Consider the following 22,291-nt stretch of genomic DNA (forward strand, 5'->3'; position numbering starts at 1 on the left):
CTTCAGCGCGTCGCGCCGGACCCGTGCTTCGCAGCGGTCCCGTCCGTCGCGCCGGTCCCGTCGGCGATCCGCTCGGCGAGCCCGGGAAAGGGTACGCCGCTGCCCCGCCAGCGGACCGCGCGCACCGCGGCCTCCCGCAGCGCGTCCGCCGCCTCCCGCCGGAGCGGCCCGTCGGCGGCCCGTACGAGATCCGAGTAGACGCCCGCGACCCGGTCCTCCAGCAGGGCGGCCAGCCGGACCGCCGCGGCGGGGTCCGGCACCGCGAACGGCAGAGCGTACGCCGCCTGGGCCGCCACCGGCTCGCCGCCCAGGTCACGGACGGTCCGCACCAGGGCGTCGCGCCGGGCCCGGTGCGCGTGGTAGGCCGCCGTGGCCTCGGCCCGGCGGCCGTCGGCGACCCGGGCGCCGACCACCCCGTACCCGTACACCGCCGCGTGCTCGGCGGCCAGGGCGGCCTGCGCCGCCTTCTGTGTCCCGGCGCTCATGACGAGGTCTCCTTGGCCAGTTCGGTCAGCAGGTAGGCGTGGGCCGCGCCCGCCGCCGCGATGGACGCCAGCAGCCGGGCCAGCTCCGGCGGGGCCGTCAGCAGCGTCGCCGTATGGGCGTCCGCGGCAAGGCGCTCCGCCGCGGCCAGCTCCTTGACGGCGGCCGCGGCGTCGGTCGCGCGTGTCCGCGAGAACACGAGCGTCCCGCCGCCGTCGGGCGCCAGTGCCTCGGCATGGGCCCGTACGGCGTCCCGCAGCGGCGAGAGCCCGGCGGCGGTCGCCGGATAGGCCCTGACCACGTGTTCGTACCGGGCGAGCAGTTCCCTGCTGGTCCGGGCGGAGCTCGCCCGGAACGTCCTCTCCGTCCGCGCGGCCGGCGCCTGCGCGGCCGCAGTCGCCGCGTCGGTACCGGCGGAGCCCTCCCGGGGCCCGGACCCGTCACCGCAGCCGGCCAGCACCGCCCCCATGGCGATCGCTCCCGTCGCGGTGAACGCACCTCTGCGCGTCGTCCCCGTGCGCCGCACTTGTTCTCCTCCGGGCTTGGACCTGTTGTGACTGGATCTGTCCTGAAGTGATCAACGCAGGCGAGCGTACCCGCGGCCGCGGAGCCGGCGGACGCCAACACCCCTCGGGACCGGATACCCTTTGACCTGACACGCGAGATCCCCACAACAGCACACGCGGCCGAGGAGTCACCCGGATGAGCACGACCCAGAGCGAGAGGCTGCGCGGACTGCTCGAACCGCTCGTCAGCGCCGAACAGCTGGATCTCGAAGAGATCGAGGTGTCCCGGGCGGGCCGCCGCCGGGTGCTGCGGATCATCGTGGATTCCGACGAGGGCGTGGAGCTGGACGCCTGCGCCGAGCTGAGCCGTGCGATCTCCGAGAAGCTCGACGAGACCGACGCGATGGGCGAGGGCGAGTACGTCCTCGAAGTCAGTTCCCCCGGTGCCGACCGTCCGCTGACGGAGCACCGCCACTACGTACGTGCCACGGGCCGCCTGGCCAAGCTGCAGCTGCGCGAGGGCGGCGACCTGGTGGCCCGCATCCTCGCCGTGGACGAAGAGGGGCTCGACCTCGAAGTGCCGGGCGTCAAGGGCCGCAAGCCCACGTCCCGCCGGGTCGCCTTCGCCGACATCGCCAAGGCGCGCGTGGAGATCGAATTCAGCCGCAAGGACAAGAAGGAAGAGGAGGCGTAGCCGTGGACATCGATGTGAAGCTCTTGAAGGGCTTGGCACAGGACAAGGAGATCCCCTTCGACGTGCTCGTCGAGGCGATCGAGTCGGCCCTCCTCATCGCCTACCACCGTACGGACGGAAGCCACCGCCGCGCGCGCGTGGAGCTCGATGCGCGCGGCCACGTGACGGTGTGGGCGAAGGAGGACCCGGCCGACCTCGAACCGGGCCAGGAGCCCAAGGAATTCGACGACACCCCGTCCGGTTTCGGCCGGATCGCCGCGACCACCGCCAAGCAGGTCATCCTGCAGCGGCTGCGCGACGCCGAGGACGACCGGACGTTCGGGGAGTACGCGGGCCACGAGGGCGATGTCGTCACCGGTGTCGTCCAGCAGGGCAAGGACCCGAAGAACGTCCTGGTCGACATCGGCAAGCTGGAAGCCATCCTTCCGGTGCAGGAGCAGGTGCCGGGCGAGGAGTACACCCACGGCCTGCGCCTGCGGACGTACGTCGTACGGGTCGCCAAGGGCGTGCGCGGTCCGTCCGTGACGCTGTCGCGGACCCACCCCAACCTGGTGAAGAAGCTCTTCGCGCTGGAGGTCCCGGAGATCGCGGACGGTTCCGTCGAGATCTGCGCGATCGCCCGCGAGGCCGGTCACCGCACCAAGATCGCGGTCCGTTCGACCCGCTCCGGGCTGAACGCCAAGGGTGCCTGCATCGGCCCGATGGGCGGCCGGGTGCGCAATGTCATGGCCGAGCTGCACGGCGAGAAGATCGACATCGTGGACTGGTCGGACGACCCGGCCGAGATGGTCGCCAACGCGCTGTCCCCCGCACGGGTGAGCAAGGTCGAGGTCGTGGACCTCGGTGCGAGGTCCGCCCGGGTCACCGTCCCGGACTACCAGCTGTCGCTCGCGATCGGCAAGGAGGGGCAGAATGCCCGCCTCGCCGCCCGCCTCACCGGCTGGCGCATCGACATCCGCCCGGACACCGAGACCGACGCCGAGCGCGACATCGCCGACCGCGAGCGGGCCGAGCGGGCCCGCGAGCGTTCCGAGCGCGGCTGACCCGACCCGGCGGTCCCGGGCGGGCGGCCCGCGCCGGACCGCCGGGCGCCGCCCCGGAACAGAGGTTCCCGGGGCCGGTCGCGCCGGGCCCGGGGAATACATCGGGGCGACAGGGCGCTGAGATCACGACAACATCCGTTCGATTTTTGCCCCAAAGGGGTGAGGTCGGTGCGGGGAGGTAGACTTAAACGTGTCTGGCCGGACGCAAGCCCGCGCTTGCCCTGAGCGAACCTGTGTGGGATGCCGGGAGCGGGCGGCCAAGAGCGAGCTGCTGCGCATCGTCGCGGACGAGGACGCCTGCGTCCCTGATCCTCGCGGTACGCTGCCCGGCCGGGGTGCCTACGTACACCCGGTCTCCGTCTGTCTGGACCTGGCGGTTCGCCGCCGGGCATTCCCCCGGGCCTTCAAGGCCAAGGGGCCGTTCGACACCGCCGCAGTGCAGCGGTTCGTCGAGCGGGCGACACCGTAAGAAATGAACGGCACGGGACCCCGTGCGGTCAGGTACCTCGCGAGTTGGAAGTAGGTCGAGATTGCGATGAGCACTCGATGAGTACGCGATGAGTACGCCCATGAAGTAGCGACGGTCCGGCGGTAACCCGGACCTAAAAGGAGCGAAGTGGCTAAGGTCCGGGTATACGAACTCGCCAAGGAGTTCGGCGTCGAGAGCAAGGTCGTCATGGCCAAGCTCCAAGAACTCGGTGAATTCGTCCGTTCGGCGTCCTCGACGATCGAGGCGCCGGTTGTACGCAAGTTGACTGACGCACTGCAGGGGCCCGGCGGCAACGCCGGCAAGTCCGCTGCGAAGCCTGGCGCGCCCCGTAAGGCGACGCCCGCAAAGCCCGCAGCGCCCTCCCCGGCCGCTGCGGCACGTCCGGCTGCCCCGAAGCCCGGCGCCCCGGCCCCCAAGCCGGCCGCCGCACCCTCGGCGAGCAGCACCCCCGCGGCGCCTTCCGCGCCGTCCGCGGGCCCGCGTCCGGGTCCGAAGCCCGCGCCCAAGCCCGCTCCGGTGACTCCGGTCCCCGCCGCGGAGTTCTCGGCCCCGGCTCCGGCCCAGCCCGCTGCCCCGCAGCAGGCCCCGCGTCCCGCGGGTGCCACCCCCGGACCCCGTCCTGCCGGTGCACGTCCGGCCCCGGCCGGGGGTCAGCGTGACGGTGGCCGTGGTGGCGAGCGTGGCGAGCGCCCCGCACGTCCCGCGGGCCAGGGCGCTCCGCGACCCGGAGGCTCCCGTCCGGCCGGTCCCCGTCCGGGCAACAACCCCTTCACCTCCGGTGGCTCGACGGGCATGGCCCGTCCGCAGGCTCCCCGTCCCGGTGGCGCCCCGCGTCCCGGTGGCGGTCAGGACCGTCCGGGCGCCCCGCGTCCGCAGGGCGGCCCCGGCGGCGCCCCGCGCCCGCAGGGCCAGGGCGGTGCCCGTCCCACTCCGGGCGGCATGCCGCGTCCGCAGGCTCCCCGTCCGGGCGGTGCCCCCGGTGGTAACCGTCCGAACCCGGGCATGATGCCGCAGCGTCCCGCTGCCGGCCCGCGTCCCGGTGGTGGCCCCGGCGGTGGCCGTGGTCCCGGCGGTGGCGGTCGTCCCGGCGGTGGCGGCGGCGCAGGTCGTCCCGGTGGCGGCGGCGGCTTCGCAGGCCGTCCGGCCGGTCCCGGTGGTGGCGGCGGCGGTTTCGCCGGTCGTCCCGGTGGCGGCGGTGGCGGCGCGGGTCGTCCCGGCGGTGGCGGCGGCTTCGGCGGTCGTCCCGGCTTCGGTGGGCGTCCCGGCGGCCCCGGTGGCCGTGGTGGCACGCAGGGTGCGTTCGGCCGTCCCGGCGGTCCCGCGCGTCGTGGTCGCAAGTCGAAGCGGCAGAGGCGCCAGGAGTACGAGGCCATGCAGGCCCCGTCGGTGGGCGGCGTCATGCTGCCTCGCGGCAACGGACAGTCCGTCCGGCTGTCGCGCGGTGCCTCCCTCACCGACTTCGCGGAGAAGATCAACGCCAACCCGGCGTCGCTCGTCGCCGTGATGATGAACCTCGGCGAGATGGTCACGGCGACGCAGTCGGTCTCCGACGAGACGCTGAAGCTGCTCGCCGACGAGATGAACTACGTCCTGGAGATCGTCAGCCCGGAGGAGGAGGACCGCGAGCTGCTCGAGTCCTTCGACATCGAGTTCGGCGAGGACGAGGGCGGCGAAGAGGCTCTGGTCTCGCGTCCGCCGGTCGTGACCGTCATGGGTCACGTCGACCACGGCAAGACCCGACTGCTGGACGCGATCCGCAAGACGAACGTCGTCGCGGGCGAGGCCGGCGGGATCACGCAGCACATCGGTGCGTACCAGGTCTCCTCCGAGGTCAACGGCGAGGACCGCAGGATCACCTTCATCGACACCCCGGGTCACGAGGCGTTCACCGCCATGCGTGCCCGTGGTGCGAAGTCCACCGACATCGCGATCCTCGTGGTGGCGGCGAACGACGGTGTGATGCCCCAGACGATCGAGGCGCTGAACCACGCCAAGGCGGCCGACGTGCCGATCGTGGTCGCGGTCAACAAGATCGACGTCGAGGGCGCGGACCCGACCAAGGTGCGCGGCCAGCTCACCGAGTTCGGTCTGGTGGCCGAGGAGTACGGCGGCGACACGATGTTCGTCGACATCTCCGCCAAGCAGGGTCTGCACATCGACCAGCTGCTGGAGGCCGTGGTCCTGACCGCGGACGCCTCGCTCGACCTGCGGGCCAACCCGGAGCAGGACGCGCAGGGTATTGCGATCGAGTCCCACCTCGACCGCGGCCGCGGTGCCGTTTCGACCGTCCTGGTCCAGCGCGGCACGCTGCGCATCGGCGACACGATGGTGGTCGGCGACGCGTACGGCCGTGTCCGGGCGATGCTCGACGACAACGGCAACAACGTCGAGGAAGCGGGTCCGTCGACCCCCGTCCTCGTGCTCGGTCTCACCAACGTCCCGGGTGCCGGCGACAACTTCCTGGTGGTCGACGAGGACCGTACGGCCCGTCAGATTGCCGAGAAGCGTGCCGCCCGTGAGCGCAACGCCAACTTCGCCCGCAAGGGCGTCCGGTTCTCCCTGGAGAACCTGGACGAGGCGCTCAAGGCCGGTCTGGTCCAGGAACTCAACCTCATCATCAAGGGCGACGCGTCCGGTTCGGTGGAGGCTCTCGAGTCCTCGCTGCTCCAGCTCGACGTCGGCGACGAGGTCGACATCCGGGTCCTGCACCGCGGTGTGGGTGCGGTCACCGAGTCGGACATCGACCTGGCGACCGGCTCCGACGCCATCGTCATCGGCTTCAACGTCCGCGCTGCCGGGCGTGCCCAGCAGATGGCGGAGCGCGAGGGTGTCGACGTCCGCTACTACTCGGTGATCTACCAGGCCATCGAGGAGATCGAGGCGGCCCTCAAGGGCATGCTCAAGCCGGAGTACGAAGAGGTCGAGCTCGGTACGGCGGAGATCCGCGAGATCTTCCGCTCGTCCAAGCTGGGCAACATCGCCGGTGTGCTGGTCCGGTCCGGCGAGGTCAAGCGCAACACCAAGGCGCGCCTGCTGCGCGATGGCAAGGTCATCGCGGAGAACCTCAACATCTCCGGTCTGCGCCGCTTCAAGGACGACGTCACCGAGATCCGCGAAGGCTTCGAGGGCGGTATCAACCTCGGAAACTTCAACGACATCAAGATCGACGACGTCATCGCGACGTACGAGATGCGCGAGAAGCCGCGAGGCTGACCCGCAGGGATGTCTGGGGGGACACCCCCCAGACCCCGCATCAACAGTCGGGGCCGGTCGACGGGTCATATATCCGTCGATCGGCCCCGGCCGTTCCGTGTACGGTTCTTGTGTCCCTGCCAAACGCGCAGGGCGCGAACCCGAACCGGCGGGACATCCGGACATACATGTATGTGGGGACACTGTCCTTCGATCTGCTTCTCGGCGACGTACGGTCGTTGAAGGAGAAACGCTCCGTCGTCCGCCCGATCGTCGCCGAGCTCCAGCGCAAGTACGCGGTGAGCGTGGCGGAGGTGGGCGATCAGGATCTCCACCGCAGGGCCGAGATCGGCCTCGCCGTGGTCTCCGGGGACACCAGACACCTCACAGACGTACTCGACCGGTGCGAGCGACTGATCGCTGCCCGGCCCGAGGTCGAGCTGTTGTCCGTACGACGACGGCTGCACAGCGACGAAGACGATTGAGCAAGGCAAAGAAGGAGACGGACCAGTGGCCGACAACGCGCGGGCGAAAAAGCTGGCGGACCTCATCCAGGAGGTGGTGGCCGAGAAACTGCAGCGCGGTATCAAGGACCCGCGTCTGGGTACGCACGTGACCATCACGGACACCCGGGTCACCGGTGACCTGCGGGAGGCCACGGTCTTCTACACGGTCTACGGGGACGACGAGGAGCGGGCGAGCGCCGCGGCCGGCCTGGAGAGCGCCAAGGGCATCCTGCGTTCCGCGGTCGGAGCGGCGGCGGGGACGAAGTTCACCCCCACGCTGGCCTTCGTGGCCGACGCCCTTCCGGAGAACGCCAAGGCGATCGAGGACCTCCTCGACCGGGCGCGTGCCTCGGACGCGCGGGTGCGCGAGGCGTCCTCGGGCGCCACGTACGCCGGTGGCGCGGACCCGTACCGCAAGGCGGACGACGAGAACGACGAGGACACCGCCTCCGAATGACACCGCAGAACAGGACGCCGGATGGTCTTGTCATTGTCGACAAGCCGTCCGGCTTCACTTCGCACGACGTCGTCGCCAAGATGCGCGGCATCGCCCGGACCCGCCGCGTCGGCCACGCCGGCACGCTGGACCCGATGGCGACGGGCGTTCTCGTGCTCGGTGTCGAGAAGGCCACCAAGCTGCTGGGCCATCTCGCACTGACCGAGAAGGAGTACCTCGGCACGATCCGGCTCGGTCAGGACACCGTCACGGACGACGCGGAGGGCGAGATCACCTCGTCCACCGACGCGTCCGGGGTGACCCGTGAGGGCATCGACGCCGGGGTCGCGGCCCTGACCGGACCGATCATGCAGGTGCCGTCCAAGGTCAGCGCCATCAAGATCGACGGCAAGCGGTCCTACGCCCGGGTGCGCGGCGGCGAGGAGTTCGAGATCCCGGCCCGGCCGCTCACGATCTCGTCCTTCAACGTCTACGACGTCCGCGAGGCGGTCGCCGAGGACGGGACGCCGGTCGTCGACCTGGTCGTCTCCGTCGTCTGCTCCTCCGGTACGTACATCCGCGCGATCGCCCGCGACCTCGGCGCCGGGCTCGGCGTCGGCGGGCATCTGACCGCGCTGCGGCGGACCCGGGTCGGGCCGTACGGACTCGACGTGGCGCGGACGCTCGACCAGCACCAGCAGGAGCTGACCGTGATGCCGATGGCCGAGGCCGCGGCCTCGGCGTTCCCCCGCTGGGACGTGGACGAGAAGCGCGCCAGGCTGCTGCTGAACGGGGTGCGGCTGGACATGCCGGCCTTCCCGCCGGGACCGGTCGGAGTCTTCGGGCCCGACGGACGGTTCCTGGTGCTCGTCGAGGAGCAGAAGGGCAAGGCCAAGAGCCTCGCAGTCTTCGCCTGACCGGTGTCCCGGCCCCAAGGGCCCCATCGTGGAGCGGGCGGGCCCGGTGCCCGCTCCACGATTCCCCACAGGTTTCTGTCCACCGGACGCGATGAATTCACCCCAACGGGCAGGCGCTCGGAGTGAATCAGGGGTGCATTCGGGGGCGCTTTTACTCCGATCGGTACGTACTGATCACCGCCGACCTAACGTCGGACCATGGGAAGCGGGGACCGGGCAGCGCTGGTACGTATCTGCGATCCGGCCGGCCGGCCGCGGGGGACCGGATTCGTCGCCGACGACCGGGGCACGGTGGTGACCAGCCATGAAGCGGTCGACGGTCGCACCCGGCTCGTCCTGTACGGAACGGACGATCGCAGCTGCTGCGTCGAGGCCGCCGATGTCACCGCGCTGCCCGGCCTCGACCTCGCCCTGCTGCGCACCGGAGGGCTGTCCGCGCTCGGCGTGGAGCCGATGCCGATCGCATCGCGGGACCGGATCGACGCTGGTGCGTATGTGACGATCGCCGCCCACGGCCGGCGCGAGGCGCGCGTGCTCGGCACGACCCCGGTGACGTACACGGCGAACGGCCGCACCCATCGGATCGCCGCGGCGATGGAGCTCGCGCTCGGTACGGACGGCCGGGACGCGCTGCTGTTCGGCGGCGCGGCCGTGGGCGGGCCCGTCGTCGACCCGGAGAGCGGCGCGGTCATCGCCGTGCTCGGTACCGCGCTGCGTGCCGGGCATCCCGCCGCCGCGCTGGCGGTGCCGCTGCACGGCGCGGCGGCCGACGGTCCGCTGGGCGCGCTGCTGAGGCGCAACGCGACGGGCGTTCCCGGATACGGACGCGACCTGAATCTCGCGGGTGCCCTGCACCTCACCGCGACCTCGCTCGGCTCGGCGGGTGGGCCGGACGCCTGCCCCGATCCGGTCGAACGCCCCGACGTCCTCGCGGAGTTCAGCGCCTTCTCGGCCCCCGGCGGCCCCTCGTCCGCGCCGCGCGGGCCCGCCGTGGTCCTGGGCCTCGTCGGAGCGCTGGGCACTGGCCGTACCACCGAACTGGCCGCGCTCGCCGCCCGCCGGGCCCGCGGCTCCGTACCCGCCCCCACGCTCTGGCTGCGCGGCGCCGACCTGCTGGCCGACGACACCTCGGTCGCCGATGCGATCGGCCGTGCGCTCCGGCGGTCCTGTCGGATCGTCACCGCCGCCGGTGCGCGGGGCGACATGGCGACCGCCACCCCCGAGCGGGTGGCCCGGCTGGCCGAGGAGTCCGGGAACCCGCTCCTCGTGCTGCTGGACAGCCCCGAGGAGATGCCTCCCATGCCGGCCCCCGGACCGGCCCGGTGGATCGCCGGCACCGTCGACTGGCTGCGCGGGAACGGGGCGCGGCTCGTGGTCGCCTGCACCCCCGAGCACTGGGAGACGGCCGGTGCGCTCTGCCCGCCCGATGCCCTGCACCGCCCCGCCCGGCCGGCCGGGCGGCTGCCGCCCGCGGTCCGCCTCGGCGACCTCACCGCGAGCCAGGCCGAACGGGCCCGGGAGCGGTACGCCATCCCGCCGGACGCGCTCGCCCCCGGCCACGACCGGCACCCGCTCACCCTGCGCCTCCTCGCGGAGGTGCGCGCGGCGCTGCCCGGCGACGTCCTGGGGCAGCCCGACACGGAGGACGTCTTCGGCGCCCACCTGGACCTGATGTGCCTGCGCATCGCGGTCCGTATCGCAGCCGCATCGGGCCCGGCGCCCGGGGGCACCGCGGTCCGCCGCCTGGCCACGCGGGTGGCCGGGCAGGTCCACGAGGCGGCGCGCCGCTGTCTGGGCCCCGGCCAGGGAAAGCTGGACGGGGCGGCCTTCGAGGAGGTGTTCCCCTGGCGCACGGGCTGGGCGTCGGCGGTCCTCACGGAGGGCCTGCTCGTCCCGGCGGGCGCGGGCTACCGCTTCGCGCACGAGGAGCTGGGCGACTGGGTGCAGGGCGCCCATCTGGACCTGGACGCGGCGCTGCACGCGCTGATCCACCGGTGGCACGCGGCGGAGGGGGCGACAGCGACAACGGCGGGGGCCGAGGCGGTGGCGGGGGCCGAGCCGACGGTGGCGGCCGAGGTGACGGAACCTCGCGTTCCGGAGCCGAGGAGGCCGCGTGCGGGGCGCGGCCGGGGGGCTGCGGCGGACGCACGGGGAAAGGGAACCCGCCGGGCACCCGAGCCGCGTGCGGAGCTCTGCCGGGCGGCCGGGTCGGAGGCCGGGGTGGCGGTCCGGCCGCGCGTTCTGCCCGTGCCGCGTCATCGGTCCGGTCCGTTGATCCAGGCCCTGCTGCTCCTGGGGCGCCGCCGGGGGCCCGCCGCGCTGGCGCAGCGGCTGGCCGATCTCGTCGAGGCCCTGGACCGGCTGTCGCCGGAGCCCGGGACCGGGGCGCGCGCCGGGGCCGGGCACGACGCCCGCTGGTGGGCGGTCCACCTGCTCTCGCAGACCCTGCTCCGGATGCCCGATGCCCGGCCCCAGCTCGGGGTGGCGCGGCTGCTCGCCGACCGGACCGTCCGGCGGGCGGCCGTCGGCGGGCCGGGGCTGTACGCCGAGTTCGGGCCGTGGTTCTGGCGGCGGCTGCGGCTGCCCGAGGCGGACCGGATCGATCTGCTCCGCCGCCTCGTCCCCGCCGACGGCCCGCGCCGGGGCGAACCCCGCGGAGACCGGGACGGCGACAGCGGCGAGCGGTTTCTGGACGCCGTCGCGCGGCGGCTCGGCGACCGGCCCCGGACCGTGCAGCCACTGCTCTGCGGCTGGTTCACCGACGAGCGCCCGCTGCCCGCCGAAGAGGGGCTCGCGCTGCGCCCGACGGTGGCCGACGCGGCGCAGGCGCTGCTCTACGCCCGCCGCGACCTGGCCGTCGACGAGCTGACCGACGCCCTCGTCGCGACCGCCCACCCCCGGGCCGAGGAGCTCCTCGCCACGCTGGCCGAGGACGAGCCCGCCGCGCTGTGCCGCGCCGTCTACCGCTGGGCCCGCGACGAGGACCGGCCCGCCCGCCGGGCCGCCGCGGCCTCGTACGCGCTGGTCGCCGCGGCGCACGCCACCCTCGACGCCGACCGCGGGCTGCTGCACCGGGCCGCCCTCGCCCTGCTGGCCCGCCCGGCCGACGCCGCGTTGCACGGGGCCGCGCTCACCTTCCTCGTACAGGATCCGAAGACCAGGGACCGCTATTTCCCGCAGGCGCTGCGGGCCTTCGTCGCGGGCGGGCCGCAGCTGTCCGCCGAGGCGCTCGCCCGCATGCTGCCCTCCCATCCGCAGCAGGTCCTCACCGCGTTCCGGGAGCGGCTCACCCGGCCCGACGACGGCGCGGGCGAGCTGCTGTGCTCGCTCGCCGGGATCGACGCCCCCGAGCTGGCCCTGCACACCGCCGGGCTCGTGCGGGCGTACATCGACAGCCACCCGGACGACGCCGTGCACGCCGCCGCGTACCTCGACCGGAGGCTGGAGCAAGGACCGGCCGCCCGCGCCCTGCTGCTGCCTCTGGTGACCGGGCTGCTGCGGGACCGCCCCGTGCCACCGCCGGTGCGTGGCGCGCTCGCCGGGGTGCTCGCCGCGCCGGGCAGCCCCGCCTCCGGGCAGCTGCGGGGCGAGCTGCTGGAGGTCCTGCTGGATTTCGAGCAGGACGCCCACCGCGATCCGGCCGTGCTCGACGCGCTGCTGCGGGCCGCCGCGACCGGCTCCGGAGCCCGCGCACCGGCCCGTACCCGCGCCCTGGTCCACCGCACCGGGATGCTGCTGGTCCGTACCCCCGAAGGCGCGGTCCGCTTCGACCGCGGACTGGTCGAACTGGCCCGTGACCTACCCGGGTTCGCCGCACTGGTCACCGGGTGGCTGGCCGACGCCCCGCAGGAGTGGGCGGCGCTCGTCGGCCCCAGCGCGCGGCGGACGGTGGAGGCGCTGGCGGGCCGGAAAACGATGCCGATGCGGGCCGAGGGGCGTGAGCATGGCAGTCTTAGACCTGCGTAACAAGCAATCTCACGTACACGGGTTCGGGCGAGGAGCGGTCACAGTGCAGCGCTGGCGTGGCTTGGAGGACATCCCCGAGGACTGGGGACGCAGCGTCGTCACCATCGGTTCCTACGACGGGGTGCACCGCGGGCACCAGCTGATCATCGGGCGGGCCGTGGAGCGGGCCCGCGAGCTGGGTGTGCCGTCGGTCGTGGTGACCTTCGACCCGCACCCCAGCGAGGTCGTACGGCCCGGCAGCCACCCGCCGCTGCTCGCCCCGCACCACCGGCGTGCCGAGCTGATGGCGGAACTGGACGTGGACGCGGTGCTGATCCTGCCGTTCACCACCGAGTTCTCCAAGCTGGCACCCGCCGACTTCATCGTGAAGGTGCTCGTCGACAAGCTGCACGCGCAGCTGGTCATCGAGGGCCCGAACTTCCGCTTCGGGCACAAGGCGGCCGGCAATGTGCAGCTGCTCACCGAGTTCGGCGAGACCTACGACTACGACGTCGAGGTCGTCGACCTGTATGTGAGCGGCGAGGCGGGCGGCGGCGAACCGTTCTCCTCCACCCTCACCCGACGGCTGGTCGCCGAGGGCGATGTCGCGGGCGCCGCCGAGATCCTGGGCCATCCGCACCGCGTCGAGGGCATCGTGGTCCGAGGCGCACAGCGCGGCCGCGACATGGGCTTCCCCACGGCCAACGTGGAGACCCTGCCGCACACCGCGATCCCCGCCGACGGCGTCTATGCCGGCTGGCTCAACGTGAACGACGAGGCGATGCCCGCCGCCATCTCCGTCGGCACGAACCCGCAGTTCGACGGCACCGAGCGGACGGTGGAGGCGTACGCGATCGACCGCGTCGACCTCGACCTGTACGGGCTGCACGTCTCGGTGGACTTCCTCGCGTACGTACGCGGAATGCTGAAGTTCGACTCGATCGACGACCTGCTCGTGGCGATGGCCGCCGATGTGAAGCGGTGCAGCGAGCTGGTCGCCGCGTACGAGCGCGGCTGACTCCCTCCGCGTATCCGGCCGGGGCCGGGACCGTCGAGAACGGTCCCGGCCCCGGCCGTGACAGGGTGCCCGCCGGACGGGCCCTTTGCCCCCGCGTTACGCCAGTGCCTTTGCGGCCGCGTTCGCCCAGTGGCACGCCACCTGGGTCTGCCCGCCGCCCGCGAGCACCGGCAGATCCTGTGTACGGCACGCGTCCGCGACGCCCGCCCGCTCCGCCTCGCCCGAGGCCAGCACCTGGCAACGGGCGTGGAACCGGCACCCGGACGGCACCCTGGACGGGTCCGGCGGCTCACCGGTCAGAATCACCGGATCGCCCCCGGCCTCCGGGAGCACCGACAACAGCGCCTGGGTGTACGGGTGTTGCGGGGCGGTCAGGATCTGCTCCACCTCGCCCGTCTCCACGATCCGGCCGAGGTACATCACCGCGACCCGGTCCGCGATGTTCCACGCCAGCCCGAGGTCGTGCGTGACCACCAGCGCGGACAGGCCCAGCTCGTCCCGCAGCCGCAGCAGCAGGGCCAGGATCTCGCCGCGCACCGAAGCGTCCAGCGACGCCACCGGTTCGTCGGCCACGATGAGTTCCGGCTCCAGGACGAGCGCGCCCGCGATCACGACCCGCTGGCGCTGACCGCCCGACAGCTCGTGCGGATAGCGCAGGAAGAACCGCTCCGGCGGCCGCAGCCCCGCCCGTGCCAGCGCCTCGGCCACCGCCGTCCGCTCGTCGCCCGCGTACCCGTGGATCCGCAGACCCTCGGCGACGGCGTCGTACACCGTGTGCCGTGGATTGAGCGAACCACTGGGGTCCTGGAGCACCAGCTGGACCCGCTTGCGGTACGCCTTCAGCGCCCGGCTCGCGTAGTCGAGCGGCTGCCCGTCGAAGGTCACCCGCCCGGACGTCGGCGGTACCAGGCCCAGCAGCGAACGCGCCAGTGTCGTCTTGCCGCAGCCCGATTCGCCGACCAGCGCGACGATCTCGCCGGGCCGGATGTCCAGGTCGACGCTGTCCACGGCACGCGCCGGGGCGGCTCCGCGCCGGCCGGGGAAGGTGACCTTCAGCCCCTCGGCGCTGAGCAGGGGAGTGGTGGTGCTCATGATGTGCTCCTTGCTTCCTCGGCACCCGGCAGGGCCGGCGCCGCGGCGGCCCCCGGCTCCACCAGCACACAGGCCGCCCGCCGCTCCGCCCCCGCCTCCCGCAGCATTTGGTCCTGCGTCGTGCAGGAGTCCAGGGCCACCGGACAGCGCGGGTGGAACGTACAGCCGCCGGGCAGCGCCGACGGGTCCGGCGGGTCGCCGGGCAGCCCGCGGGGCGCGAACCGGGAGGCCGGGTCGCCGATGCGCGGAAAGGCGCCGGACAGGGCCTTGCCGTACGGGTGGTGCGCGTTCTCGTAGACCTCGGACGCCGGGCCCTCCTCCACGACCCGGCCCGCGTACATCACCGCGAGCCGGTCACAGGTGTCCGAGAGCACCGCCAGGTCATGGCTGATCATGATCAGGCCGAGGTCCTGCTCGGACACCAGCCGCTCGATCAGCCGCAGGATCTGGGCCTGGATCATCACGTCGAGAGCCGTGGTCGGCTCGTCCGCGATGATCAGCCCCGGATCGCAGGCGAGCGCCATCGCGATCATCACGCGCTGCCGCTGTCCGCCGGAGAGCTCGTGCGGATAGGCGTTCGCGCGGGCGGCCGGCAGCCCCACCTGCTCCAGGAGTTCGCCGGCCCTCTTCGCGGCCGCCGCCTGCGTCGCCTTGTGGTGCAGCAGGATCGGCTCGGCGATCTGGTCGCCGATGCGGTGCACCGCGTTGAGCGAGTGCATCGCGCCCTGGAACACGATCGACGCCCCCGCCCAGCGCACCGCCCTGACCTGGCCCCACTTCATGGCGAGGACGTCCTCGCCGTTCAGCAGGATCTCGCCGGAGACCTTCGCCCCGGCGGGCAGCAGCCGCAGCAGCGCGAGCGCCAGCGTCGACTTCCCGCAGCCCGACTCACCGGCGATGCCGAGCTTCTGCCCCGCGACGACGGTGAGGTTCACCCCGCGGACGGCCTGCGCCCCACCCGCGTACGTCACCGTGAGGTCCCGTACGTCGAGAAGCGGCGTCCTACGGATGCTCGTCGTACTCAACGGGCCACCCCCAGCTTGGGATTGAGGACGGACTCGATGGCGCGGCCGCACAGCGTGAACGCCAGGGCCACCACGGCGATGGCGATGCCGGGCGGTGCCAGGTACCACCAGTCGCCCGCGCTCACCGCGCCCGCCTCGCGGGCGTCCTGGAGCATGCCGCCCCAGGAGGTGATGGTCGGATCGCTCAGGCCGAGGAACGCCAGGGTGGCCTCGGTGAGGATCGCGCTGGAGATCACCAGCGTCGTCTGCGCGAGGACCAGCGGCATCACGTTCGGCAGGACGTGCCGGACCATGACGTGTCCGTGGCCGCCGCCCAGGGCACGGGCCCGCTCGATGTACGGGCGGGACTCCACGGCCAGGGTCTGGGCGCGGACCAGCCGGGCCGTGGTCGGCCAGGTCGTGACGCCGATCGCGATGATGACCGTCCACATCGAGCGGTCCATCACGGTGGCGAGCGCGATCGCGAGGACCAGGGTCGGCATCACCAGGAACCAGTCGGTGATCCGCATCAGGACCGTCGAGTACCAGCCGTGGAAGTGCCCCGCGACGATGCCGACGACCGTGCCGATGGCGACGCACAGGAACGCCGCGAGCAGACCGACCGTCAATGAGACCCGGGCGCCCCACACCAGCAGGGCCAGCACACTGCGTCCGAACTGGTCCGTACCGAGCGGGAATTCACCGCTCGGCGACTCCAGCGCGCCACCGGGTGCGCCGGTGACGCTCTGCGAATCGGCGCCGACGAGCTGCGGCGCGAAGAAGGCGATCAGCGCGATCAGGACGAGCGCGCCCAGACCCCACAGCCCGCTCCTGTGCTTGCGGTACTCCCGCCAGAACCGGGCGGCGGACTGCCGCTTGCGGGCGCGGGCGAGCGTGCGTGGATTCCCGGCCGGTTCGGCCTTCGTCGGCGTGGGCATGGATTCGGTCGTCATCGGCCCACCCGGGGATCGAGCAGCGGATACAGCACGTCGGCGAGGGTGTTCGCCAGGATCACCGCAGTGGCGAAGGTGAAGAACAGCCCTTGCACGAGGGGAAGATCGGGCACGCTCAGCGCCTGGTAGAAGAGACCGCCGAGGCCCGGCCAGGAGAACACCGTCTCGACCAGGATCTGCCCGGCGACCACATGGCCGAGGTTCACGAACATCAGCGTGAACGTCGGCAGCATCGCGTTCGGCACGGCGTGCTTGCGGCGTACGACATCGTCCCGCAACCCCTTCGCGCGGGCCGTCGTCAGATAGTCGCTGCCCATCTCGTCCAGCAGCGAGGAGCGCATCACCAGCAGCGTCTGCGCGTACCCGACCGCGACCAGCGTGATCACCGGGAGGACCAGGTGATGGGCCACATCGAGGATGTAGGCGAATCCGCTCTCGCCGCCCGATTGCATTCCGCCGGTCGGGAACATCCCGGGGATCGGTCCGATGCCCACCGAGAAGACGATGATCAGGAGCAGGCCCAGCCAGAACGACGGCACCGAGTAGAGCGTCAGCGCGAAGGCGGTGTTGAAGCGGTCGCTCGTGGAGCCGTTGCGCCACGCGGTACGGGTGCCGAGCCAGATGCCGAGCGCGGTGTACAGGACGTACGACGTGCCGGTGAGGAGCAGGGTCGCGGGGAGCGCCTCGGTGATCTTGTCGATGACCGGCGCGTGGAACTGGAACGAAGTGCCGAAGTCGCCCGTGAGGGCGTCGCCGACGTAGCTGGTGAACTGCCGCCACATCGGCTGGTCGAGGCCGAACTGATGACGCAGCGACTGGAGCTGTTCGGCGGAGACGGGACGGCCGCCCGTCATCTGCTTCACCGGGTCGCTGGGAATGAGCCGGAAGAGGAAGAAGCTGGTGACGAGCACGGCGAACAGCGAGACGACCGCGCCCGCGATCTTGGCCGCGACGTACTGGAGATAGGCCTTGGTGTTACGCGCCCGTGGACCGCGGGCGGCCGCCGGGCCGGCCTGAGCCGGACCTTCGGTGTCCGCGTCCGCGATCTGCACGAGCGCCGGAGTGCTTTCAGCTGTCATGGGGAACTCTCGTTACTCGTGCTGCACTTAGAGGGAACCGGCGGGGCGGCTGCGCGCCGCCCCGGCCGGCCCCTCTCAACCCGTCCGCGTGACTACTCGCGGTCGTCCGCGGTGGTGCGGCGGCGCATCGCGATGAACAGTCCGCCACCGGCGAGTACCACGACGACCACGATGATGCCTACGACGACTCCGGTGGAGCCGGACCCGCCGGAGCTGTCCGAACTGCTGCTGCCCGCCGGAACGGCCGACCACCAGCTCCAGTACCCGTCCTGGCCGTAGATGTTGCCCGCCGCCTCGGGCATGGTCTTGATCGACTTGATCTGGTCGGTGCGGTAGGCCTCGACCGCGTTCGGGTACGCGATGATGTTCATGTACCCCGAGTCGTACAGCCACGACTGCATCTGCTTGACGATGTCCGCGCGCTTGGCCGGGTCGTACTCGGCGAGTTGCTTCTTGTAGAGCTCGTCGTACGTCTTGTCGCAGATGAAGTTGTCGGTGGTGGCGCTGTCCTTGGCCTTCGCCGGCAGAGCGCCACAGGTGTGGATGCCGAGGATGAAGTCCGGGTCCGGGTTGACCGACCAGCCGTCGAAGGCGAGGTCGTACTCACCGGCGTACCACGGCACCGAGACGTCGTCGAGACAGTCGACCTTGAGCCCGATGCCGAGCTTGCCCCACCACTCCTTGAGGTACTTGCCGATCGCCTTGTCGTTCGGGTCCGTGGCGTGGCAGAGGATGCGCAGGTCGAGCGGCTTGCCGTCCTTGCCGACGCGCTGGTCGCCCTTGAGCGGGTAGCCCGCCTCGTCGAGGAGCTTGGCGGCCTTGGCCGGGTCGTACGCGAGGCTCTGGTCGGCGGAGGGCTGCCAGAAGTACGCGGAGAAGCGCGGCGGGATGTAGCCCTGACCCTCGACGGCGTGGCCCTGGAAGACCTTGTCGATGATGGTCTTGCGGTCGATGGACAGGAAGAGGGCCTGGCGCACCTTCTGGTCGAGAAGGGCCTTGTTGCCGTCGCCGAACTTCTTGCCGTCCTTGGTCTGCGCGCCCGGGTTGGTGGCGAGCGCGAAGAAGCGGCGGCCCGGACCCTCGTTGACCTTGATGTTCTTGTCGCCCTTGAGGGACGCGGCCTGGGCGGGCGTCAGGGCGGGGGAGCCGGCGACGAAGGAGACCTCACCCTTGCGCAGCGCGGCGACCGCGGCGTCCTGGTCCTTGTACGTCTTGAAGACCACTTCGTCGAACTTCGGTGTACCGCGCCAGAAGCTCTTGTTGGCCTTGAGCTTCACGTACTGGTCGACCTTGTAGTCCGTCAGGATGAACGGCCCGTTGCCGACGATCGGGAACTTCGTGTCGTTATTGAACTTGGAGAAGTCACCGACCTTCTCCCAGACGTGCTTCGGGACTATCGGCACGTCGAGCGCGGCCATGGTGGCCTGCGGCTCCTTGAGCTCGATGACCAACTGCGTCGGGCTCGGAGCCGTCACCTTCTTGAAGTTCGCGACGAAGTTGCCGTTGGCCTGCGCGGCGCCCTCGTCGGTCATCATCTTGTTGAACGTCCACGCCGCGTCCTCGGCGGTGGCCTGCTGGCCGTCCGACCACTTGGAGTCGGACCGGATGGTGTACGTCCAGGTCAACTTGTCCGCGGACGGCTCCCACTTGGTGGCGAGAGCGGGGACCGCGTGGTTGTCCTTGGGGTCGTAGTTCGTCAGGAAGTCGTACATGAGCCGGCTGATGCTCGTACTCATCAGCTTCTGAGCGAGGAACGGGCTCAGAGAGTCGACGCTCTGTGCGACGGCGACGGTCAGCGTCGACTTGCCGCTGTCGGCGGCCTGCGCCTGCTGCGGCGCGGCACCGAGGGGCACGCCGACGACGGAACCGGCGGTCAGCGCCAGAGCGGCGGCGCCGGAGGCCAGCAGGACACGCAGACGTGAGCGTGGCTGGGCAGTCAGTGGTGAAACTCTTTCGACCATGGTCAAGGACCTCGCGTCATGACTCGCACGGAGAAGGCGGGTTGATCTGTGGTTCGCCAGCTGGTGAAGCGAAGGTTTATCAGCGGTGGTCGAGCCACGTCAACGGTCATCGAAACGGCGTGTGGTCTGCGGGAATACGCGGAGGGCCCGCACCGTGGAGACGGTGCGGGCCCTCATTGGTTTAGACCTCTGTCGCCTTACTGCTGAGGCGCTGGCGGCGGCTGCTGCCAGCCCACGGGTGGTACGGGGCCCTGCAGTTCGGGCGGGACCTGCTGACCGGGTTGCCCCGGCTGACCGGCCGGCAGGCCGGGCTGCTGCTGCTGGTGGGGCGGCGGACCGGCCGGGCTCGCCGCGGACTGGGCCTGGGAGGGCAACGACTGCTGCCAGCCGTGCTGTTGCACTCCGGGGCCGGGCTGCGGGGGGTACGACTGCGGGGGCTGCTGGCCGCCGCCGTACGGCTGTTGCTGCGGCGGGTACGGCTGCTGCGGGGCGTACTGCTGGCCGGGCAGCGGCGGGGCGTACTGCGGAGGCGGATTGGAGCCGTGCGACGTCCAGAGCCCCTGCTGCTGCTGAGCGCGCGCGAAGTCCTCGGCCACCAACGCGGAGAGGTTGAAGTACGCCTCGCGGGTCTTGGGGCGCATCATGTCGAGGTCGACCTCCGCGCCGGCCGCCAGATGCTCGTCGAACGGTACGACGACCACGCCGCGGCAGCGCGTCTCGAAGTGCTGCACGATGTCATCGACCTTGATCATCTTGCCGGTCTCGCGAACTCCGGAGATGACGGTGAGGGAACGCTGTACGAGTTCCGCGTACCCGTGCGCCGACAGCCAGTCCAGCGTGGTGGACGCACTGGACGCACCGTCGACCGACGGCGTCGAGATGATGATCAACTGGTCGGCGAGGTCCAGCACTCCGCGCATCGCGCTGTAGAGCAGACCGGTACCCGAGTCGGTGAGGATGATCGGGTACTGCTTGCCCAGCACATCGATGGCGCGCCGATAGTCCTCGTCGTTGAACGTCGTGGAGACCGCCGGGTCCACGTCGTTGGCGATGATCTCCAGACCGGAGGGCGCCTGCGAGGTGAAGCGGCGGATGTCCATGTACGAGTTGAGGTACGGGATCGCCTGGACCAGGTCACGGATGGTGGCCCCGGTCTCCCGGCGCACCCGGCGGCCGAGCGTGCCCGCGTCCGGGTTGGCGTCGATGGCGAGGATCTTGTCCTGCCGCTCGGTGGCCAGGGTCGCGCCGAGGGCGGTGGTCGTCGTGGTCTTGCCGACGCCGCCCTTGAGGCTGATGACCGCGATCCGGTAGCAGGACAGCACGGGCGTACGGATCAGGTCGAGCTTGCGCTGCCGCTCGGCCTCCTCCTTCTTGCCACCGAGCTTGAAGCGGGCCGCGCCGGACGGATTGCGGCTGCTCTTCGCCTTCTGCTTGCCCCGGACGAGCCGGTCGGAGGAGAGCTCCACCGCCGCCGTGTACCCGAGCGGGGCGCCGGGCACGGAACGCTCGCGCTGGTCGTGGGTGACCGGGGTGGGCCAGGCGGCCCCGGTGCGCGGGTCGACGGGCTGTCCGTGGGGCTGCTGCTGTGGCGGCTGTTGCTGTTGCTGCTGGGGGTGGGCCGGCTGCTGGGGCACGGACTGCTGCGGGGCGACCTGCGCGGGCAGATTGGGCGAGCCCTGGACCGGCTGCTGAGGGACCTGCGGGGGGAGGGGCGCGCCCTGCTGCGCGGGCCACTGGGGCTGCTGGGGTACTTGCGGCTGTTGGGGTACTTGCGGCTGTTGGGGCGCCTGAGGCGGCTGCGGGAAGCCGTAACCGCCCTGCGGCTGGTGGGGTACCTGCGGCGGCTGGACCGTGCCGGCCTGCGGGAATCCGTAGCCGCCGGGCCCCTGGCCGGCCGGAGCCGGAGCGGGCCACTGCGGCGCCGCCTGGGGTGCGCTGGGCTGCGGCGCGGCGGGCTGGAAGGCGGGCGGCAGCGGCGGCAGAGCACCCTGCGGCGGTGCCGGCGTCCAGGGGGCCGGCGCGGCGGGCGCCGGGGCGTCCTGGGGCACCGCGTCCGCGACGGCGTTTGAGGGCGCGGTTGCACCCTCCGGCCCGTCCGCGGCACCGCTCGTCAAGTCGCCGGCCGGAGGATCGGCGGGCGCCGCGACGTCGGCACCGGGGTCCGCGGCGGCAGCGCCGTCGGGCTCATCGGCGGGCAACTCCGCGGGTGCATCCGCGGCCTCAGCGGAAACGGAGCCGGAACCGGAGCCGGGGGCCTTGCCCTCATCCGTACGGTCGTCACCAGCACCAGCACCAGCACCAGCACCAGCACCAGCACCAGCACCAGCACCAGCACCAGCACCAACCCCGGCACCGTCTTCCGCGGAACCCGGGTCCGCAGCCGAGCCGTTCCCGTCCCCGTCTCCGTCCCCCTCCGCGCTCTTCGCCGCCCCCTCACGCTCCGCGATCTCCCGCTTCAGCGCGGCGGGCGAGAACCGCATGGTCGCGCCGCTCTCCACATCACCGCCCCCGAACGGGTCCGTCATCCCGCCGGAAGTCACCGCTCCCGCTCCCTCCGCAGGAGTGGGAGCAGGCGAAGGAACGGGGTCACCCGCGGCGGAGTGAACCGGCGCGGGCGGCGCCGGAGTCCAGTTGGGGTCGAAACCGCCCCCGGCCGGCGGCGCGGGTACGGACACCGGCGCCCCGCTGGGCGGCGGAGGCGGCGCCAGGTGCGATCCGGCACCGCCCGACGAGTCCCCCGGCGCATTCTGCGTGTACCAGGCGGGCGGGGTGTAGTCGATGGTGAACTCACCCGTCATCTCGGCGGGCTCCGCGTCGGACGACTCGTCGACGGGCTTGTTCCAGCCCCCGCGGATCTCGTCCCGATCGCCGTTCACTTTGCCTCCTGGTGTGGTCGAGCACCCTTGTGCCGTGGTGGGTGGGGGCGACCGTTCCCGTTGTCCGATCCGCCCGGCTCTCCCCCTGGGGACGCG

17 protein-coding genes are annotated in these 22,291 nt (G+C 72.0%); 9 read left to right on the plus strand and 8 right to left on the minus strand.

Annotated features, from left to right (window positions below):
- Nucleotides 1–2 precede the first annotated feature (2 nt).
- Both OH735_RS27690 and OH735_RS27695 read right to left on the minus strand, forming a co-directional pair.
- Nucleotides 3–485, minus strand: coding sequence for a ferritin-like domain-containing protein (locus OH735_RS27690; protein WP_406384341.1), 483 nt, complete (start codon nucleotides 483–485; stop codon nucleotides 3–5).
- On the minus strand, nucleotides 482–1,009 hold the full coding sequence (locus OH735_RS27695; protein WP_406384342.1) for a hypothetical protein: 528 nt from the start codon (nucleotides 1,007–1,009) through the stop codon (nucleotides 482–484). The genes OH735_RS27690 and OH735_RS27695 overlap by 4 nt, the downstream gene beginning before the upstream one ends.
- Nucleotides 1,010–1,185: 176 nt before the next feature.
- On the opposite strand from OH735_RS27695, the gene rimP reads away from it, so the two are divergent.
- The 9 genes from rimP to OH735_RS27740 all read left to right on the plus strand — a co-directional run bounded on the left by rimP (nucleotide 1,186) and on the right by OH735_RS27740 (nucleotide 13,230).
- A complete protein-coding gene (gene rimP / locus OH735_RS27700) occupies nucleotides 1,186–1,683 on the plus strand; it encodes a ribosome maturation factor RimP (RefSeq protein ID WP_406384343.1) in 498 nt (165 codons plus the stop codon).
- Nucleotides 1,684–1,685: 2 nt separating this feature from the next.
- A complete protein-coding gene (gene nusA / locus OH735_RS27705) occupies nucleotides 1,686–2,726 on the plus strand; it encodes a transcription termination factor NusA (RefSeq protein ID WP_384464155.1) in 1,041 nt (346 codons plus the stop codon).
- 190 nt (nucleotides 2,727–2,916) lie between these two features.
- Nucleotides 2,917–3,195, plus strand: coding sequence for a YlxR family protein (locus OH735_RS27710; RefSeq protein ID WP_406384345.1), 279 nt, complete (start codon nucleotides 2,917–2,919; stop codon nucleotides 3,193–3,195).
- A gap of 147 nt (nucleotides 3,196–3,342) precedes the next feature.
- Complete coding sequence (gene infB, locus OH735_RS27715) at nucleotides 3,343–6,429, plus strand: translation initiation factor IF-2 (protein WP_406384346.1); 3,087 nt, start codon at nucleotides 3,343–3,345, stop codon at nucleotides 6,427–6,429.
- A 167-nt stretch (nucleotides 6,430–6,596) separates the two neighbouring features.
- A complete protein-coding gene (locus OH735_RS27720; protein ID WP_406386768.1) occupies nucleotides 6,597–6,893 on the plus strand; it encodes a DUF503 domain-containing protein in 297 nt (98 codons plus the stop codon).
- A gap of 25 nt (nucleotides 6,894–6,918) precedes the next feature.
- Complete coding sequence (rbfA, locus tag OH735_RS27725; RefSeq protein ID WP_361456037.1) at nucleotides 6,919–7,371, plus strand: 30S ribosome-binding factor RbfA; 453 nt, start codon at nucleotides 6,919–6,921, stop codon at nucleotides 7,369–7,371.
- Complete coding sequence (gene truB, locus OH735_RS27730) at nucleotides 7,368–8,267, plus strand: tRNA pseudouridine(55) synthase TruB (RefSeq protein WP_406384347.1); 900 nt, start codon at nucleotides 7,368–7,370, stop codon at nucleotides 8,265–8,267. Before rbfA ends, truB begins: the two co-directional genes overlap by 4 nt.
- Nucleotides 8,268–8,465: 198 nt before the next feature.
- Nucleotides 8,466–12,233: a trypsin-like peptidase domain-containing protein gene (locus OH735_RS27735; RefSeq protein ID WP_406384348.1), complete on the plus strand. Its 3,768-nt coding sequence runs from the start codon at nucleotides 8,466–8,468 to the stop codon at nucleotides 12,231–12,233.
- A 43-nt stretch (nucleotides 12,234–12,276) separates the two neighbouring features.
- Nucleotides 12,277–13,230, plus strand: a complete 954-nt coding sequence (locus OH735_RS27740) for a bifunctional riboflavin kinase/FAD synthetase (RefSeq protein ID WP_406384349.1) — start codon at nucleotides 12,277–12,279, stop codon at nucleotides 13,228–13,230.
- 96 nt (nucleotides 13,231–13,326) lie between these two features.
- Here the strand turns inward: OH735_RS27740 and OH735_RS27745 are convergent, their stop codons facing one another.
- The 6 genes from OH735_RS27745 to OH735_RS27770 all read right to left on the minus strand — a co-directional run bounded on the left by OH735_RS27745 (nucleotide 13,327) and on the right by OH735_RS27770 (nucleotide 22,195).
- Nucleotides 13,327–14,322, minus strand: a complete 996-nt coding sequence (locus OH735_RS27745) for an oligopeptide/dipeptide ABC transporter ATP-binding protein (RefSeq protein WP_406384350.1) — start codon at nucleotides 14,320–14,322, stop codon at nucleotides 13,327–13,329.
- On the minus strand, nucleotides 14,319–15,347 hold the full coding sequence (locus OH735_RS27750; protein WP_406384351.1) for an ABC transporter ATP-binding protein: 1,029 nt from the start codon (nucleotides 15,345–15,347) through the stop codon (nucleotides 14,319–14,321). The genes OH735_RS27745 and OH735_RS27750 overlap by 4 nt, the downstream gene beginning before the upstream one ends.
- Nucleotides 15,344–16,279: an ABC transporter permease gene (locus OH735_RS27755; protein WP_406384352.1), complete on the minus strand. Its 936-nt coding sequence runs from the start codon at nucleotides 16,277–16,279 to the stop codon at nucleotides 15,344–15,346. Before OH735_RS27755 ends, OH735_RS27750 begins: the two co-directional genes overlap by 4 nt.
- On the minus strand, nucleotides 16,276–17,358 hold the full coding sequence (locus OH735_RS27760) for an ABC transporter permease (protein ID WP_406384353.1): 1,083 nt from the start codon (nucleotides 17,356–17,358) through the stop codon (nucleotides 16,276–16,278). The genes OH735_RS27755 and OH735_RS27760 overlap by 4 nt, the downstream gene beginning before the upstream one ends.
- 92 nt (nucleotides 17,359–17,450) lie before the next feature.
- Nucleotides 17,451–19,319, minus strand: a complete 1,869-nt coding sequence (locus OH735_RS27765) for an ABC transporter substrate-binding protein (protein WP_406384354.1) — start codon at nucleotides 19,317–19,319, stop codon at nucleotides 17,451–17,453.
- Nucleotides 19,320–19,516: 197 nt separating this feature from the next.
- Nucleotides 19,517–22,195, minus strand: a complete 2,679-nt coding sequence (locus OH735_RS27770) for an SCO5717 family growth-regulating ATPase (protein WP_406384355.1) — start codon at nucleotides 22,193–22,195, stop codon at nucleotides 19,517–19,519.
- Between the last annotated feature and the right edge of the window lie 96 nt (nucleotides 22,196–22,291).

Origin of the sequence: Streptomyces sp. NBC_01618 (genome assembly GCF_045209435.1) — a bacterium.
In the GTDB taxonomy this organism is placed as follows: domain Bacteria; phylum Actinomycetota; class Actinomycetes; order Streptomycetales; family Streptomycetaceae; genus Streptomyces.

Bases quoted from the DNA above. Each gene is read 5' to 3' on its own strand.
- OH735_RS27690 (WP_406384341.1), bottom strand. From the start codon at position 485: ATGAGCGCCGGGACACAGAAGGCGGCGCAGGCCGCCCTGGCCGCCGAG.
- rimP (WP_406384343.1), top strand. From the start codon at position 1,186: ATGAGCACGACCCAGAGCGAGAGGCTGCGCGGACTGCTCGAACCGCTC.
- OH735_RS27720 (WP_406386768.1), top strand. From the start codon at position 6,597: ATGTATGTGGGGACACTGTCCTTCGATCTGCTTCTCGGCGACGTACGG.
- truB (WP_406384347.1), top strand. From the start codon at position 7,368: ATGACACCGCAGAACAGGACGCCGGATGGTCTTGTCATTGTCGACAAG.
- OH735_RS27735 (WP_406384348.1), top strand. From the start codon at position 8,466: ATGGGAAGCGGGGACCGGGCAGCGCTGGTACGTATCTGCGATCCGGCC.
- OH735_RS27745 (WP_406384350.1), bottom strand. From the start codon at position 14,322: ATGAGCACCACCACTCCCCTGCTCAGCGCCGAGGGGCTGAAGGTCACC.
- OH735_RS27755 (WP_406384352.1), bottom strand. From the start codon at position 16,279: ATGACGACCGAATCCATGCCCACGCCGACGAAGGCCGAACCGGCCGGG.
- OH735_RS27760 (WP_406384353.1), bottom strand. From the start codon at position 17,358: ATGACAGCTGAAAGCACTCCGGCGCTCGTGCAGATCGCGGACGCGGAC.
- OH735_RS27765 (WP_406384354.1), bottom strand. From the start codon at position 19,319: ATGGTCGAAAGAGTTTCACCACTGACTGCCCAGCCACGCTCACGTCTG.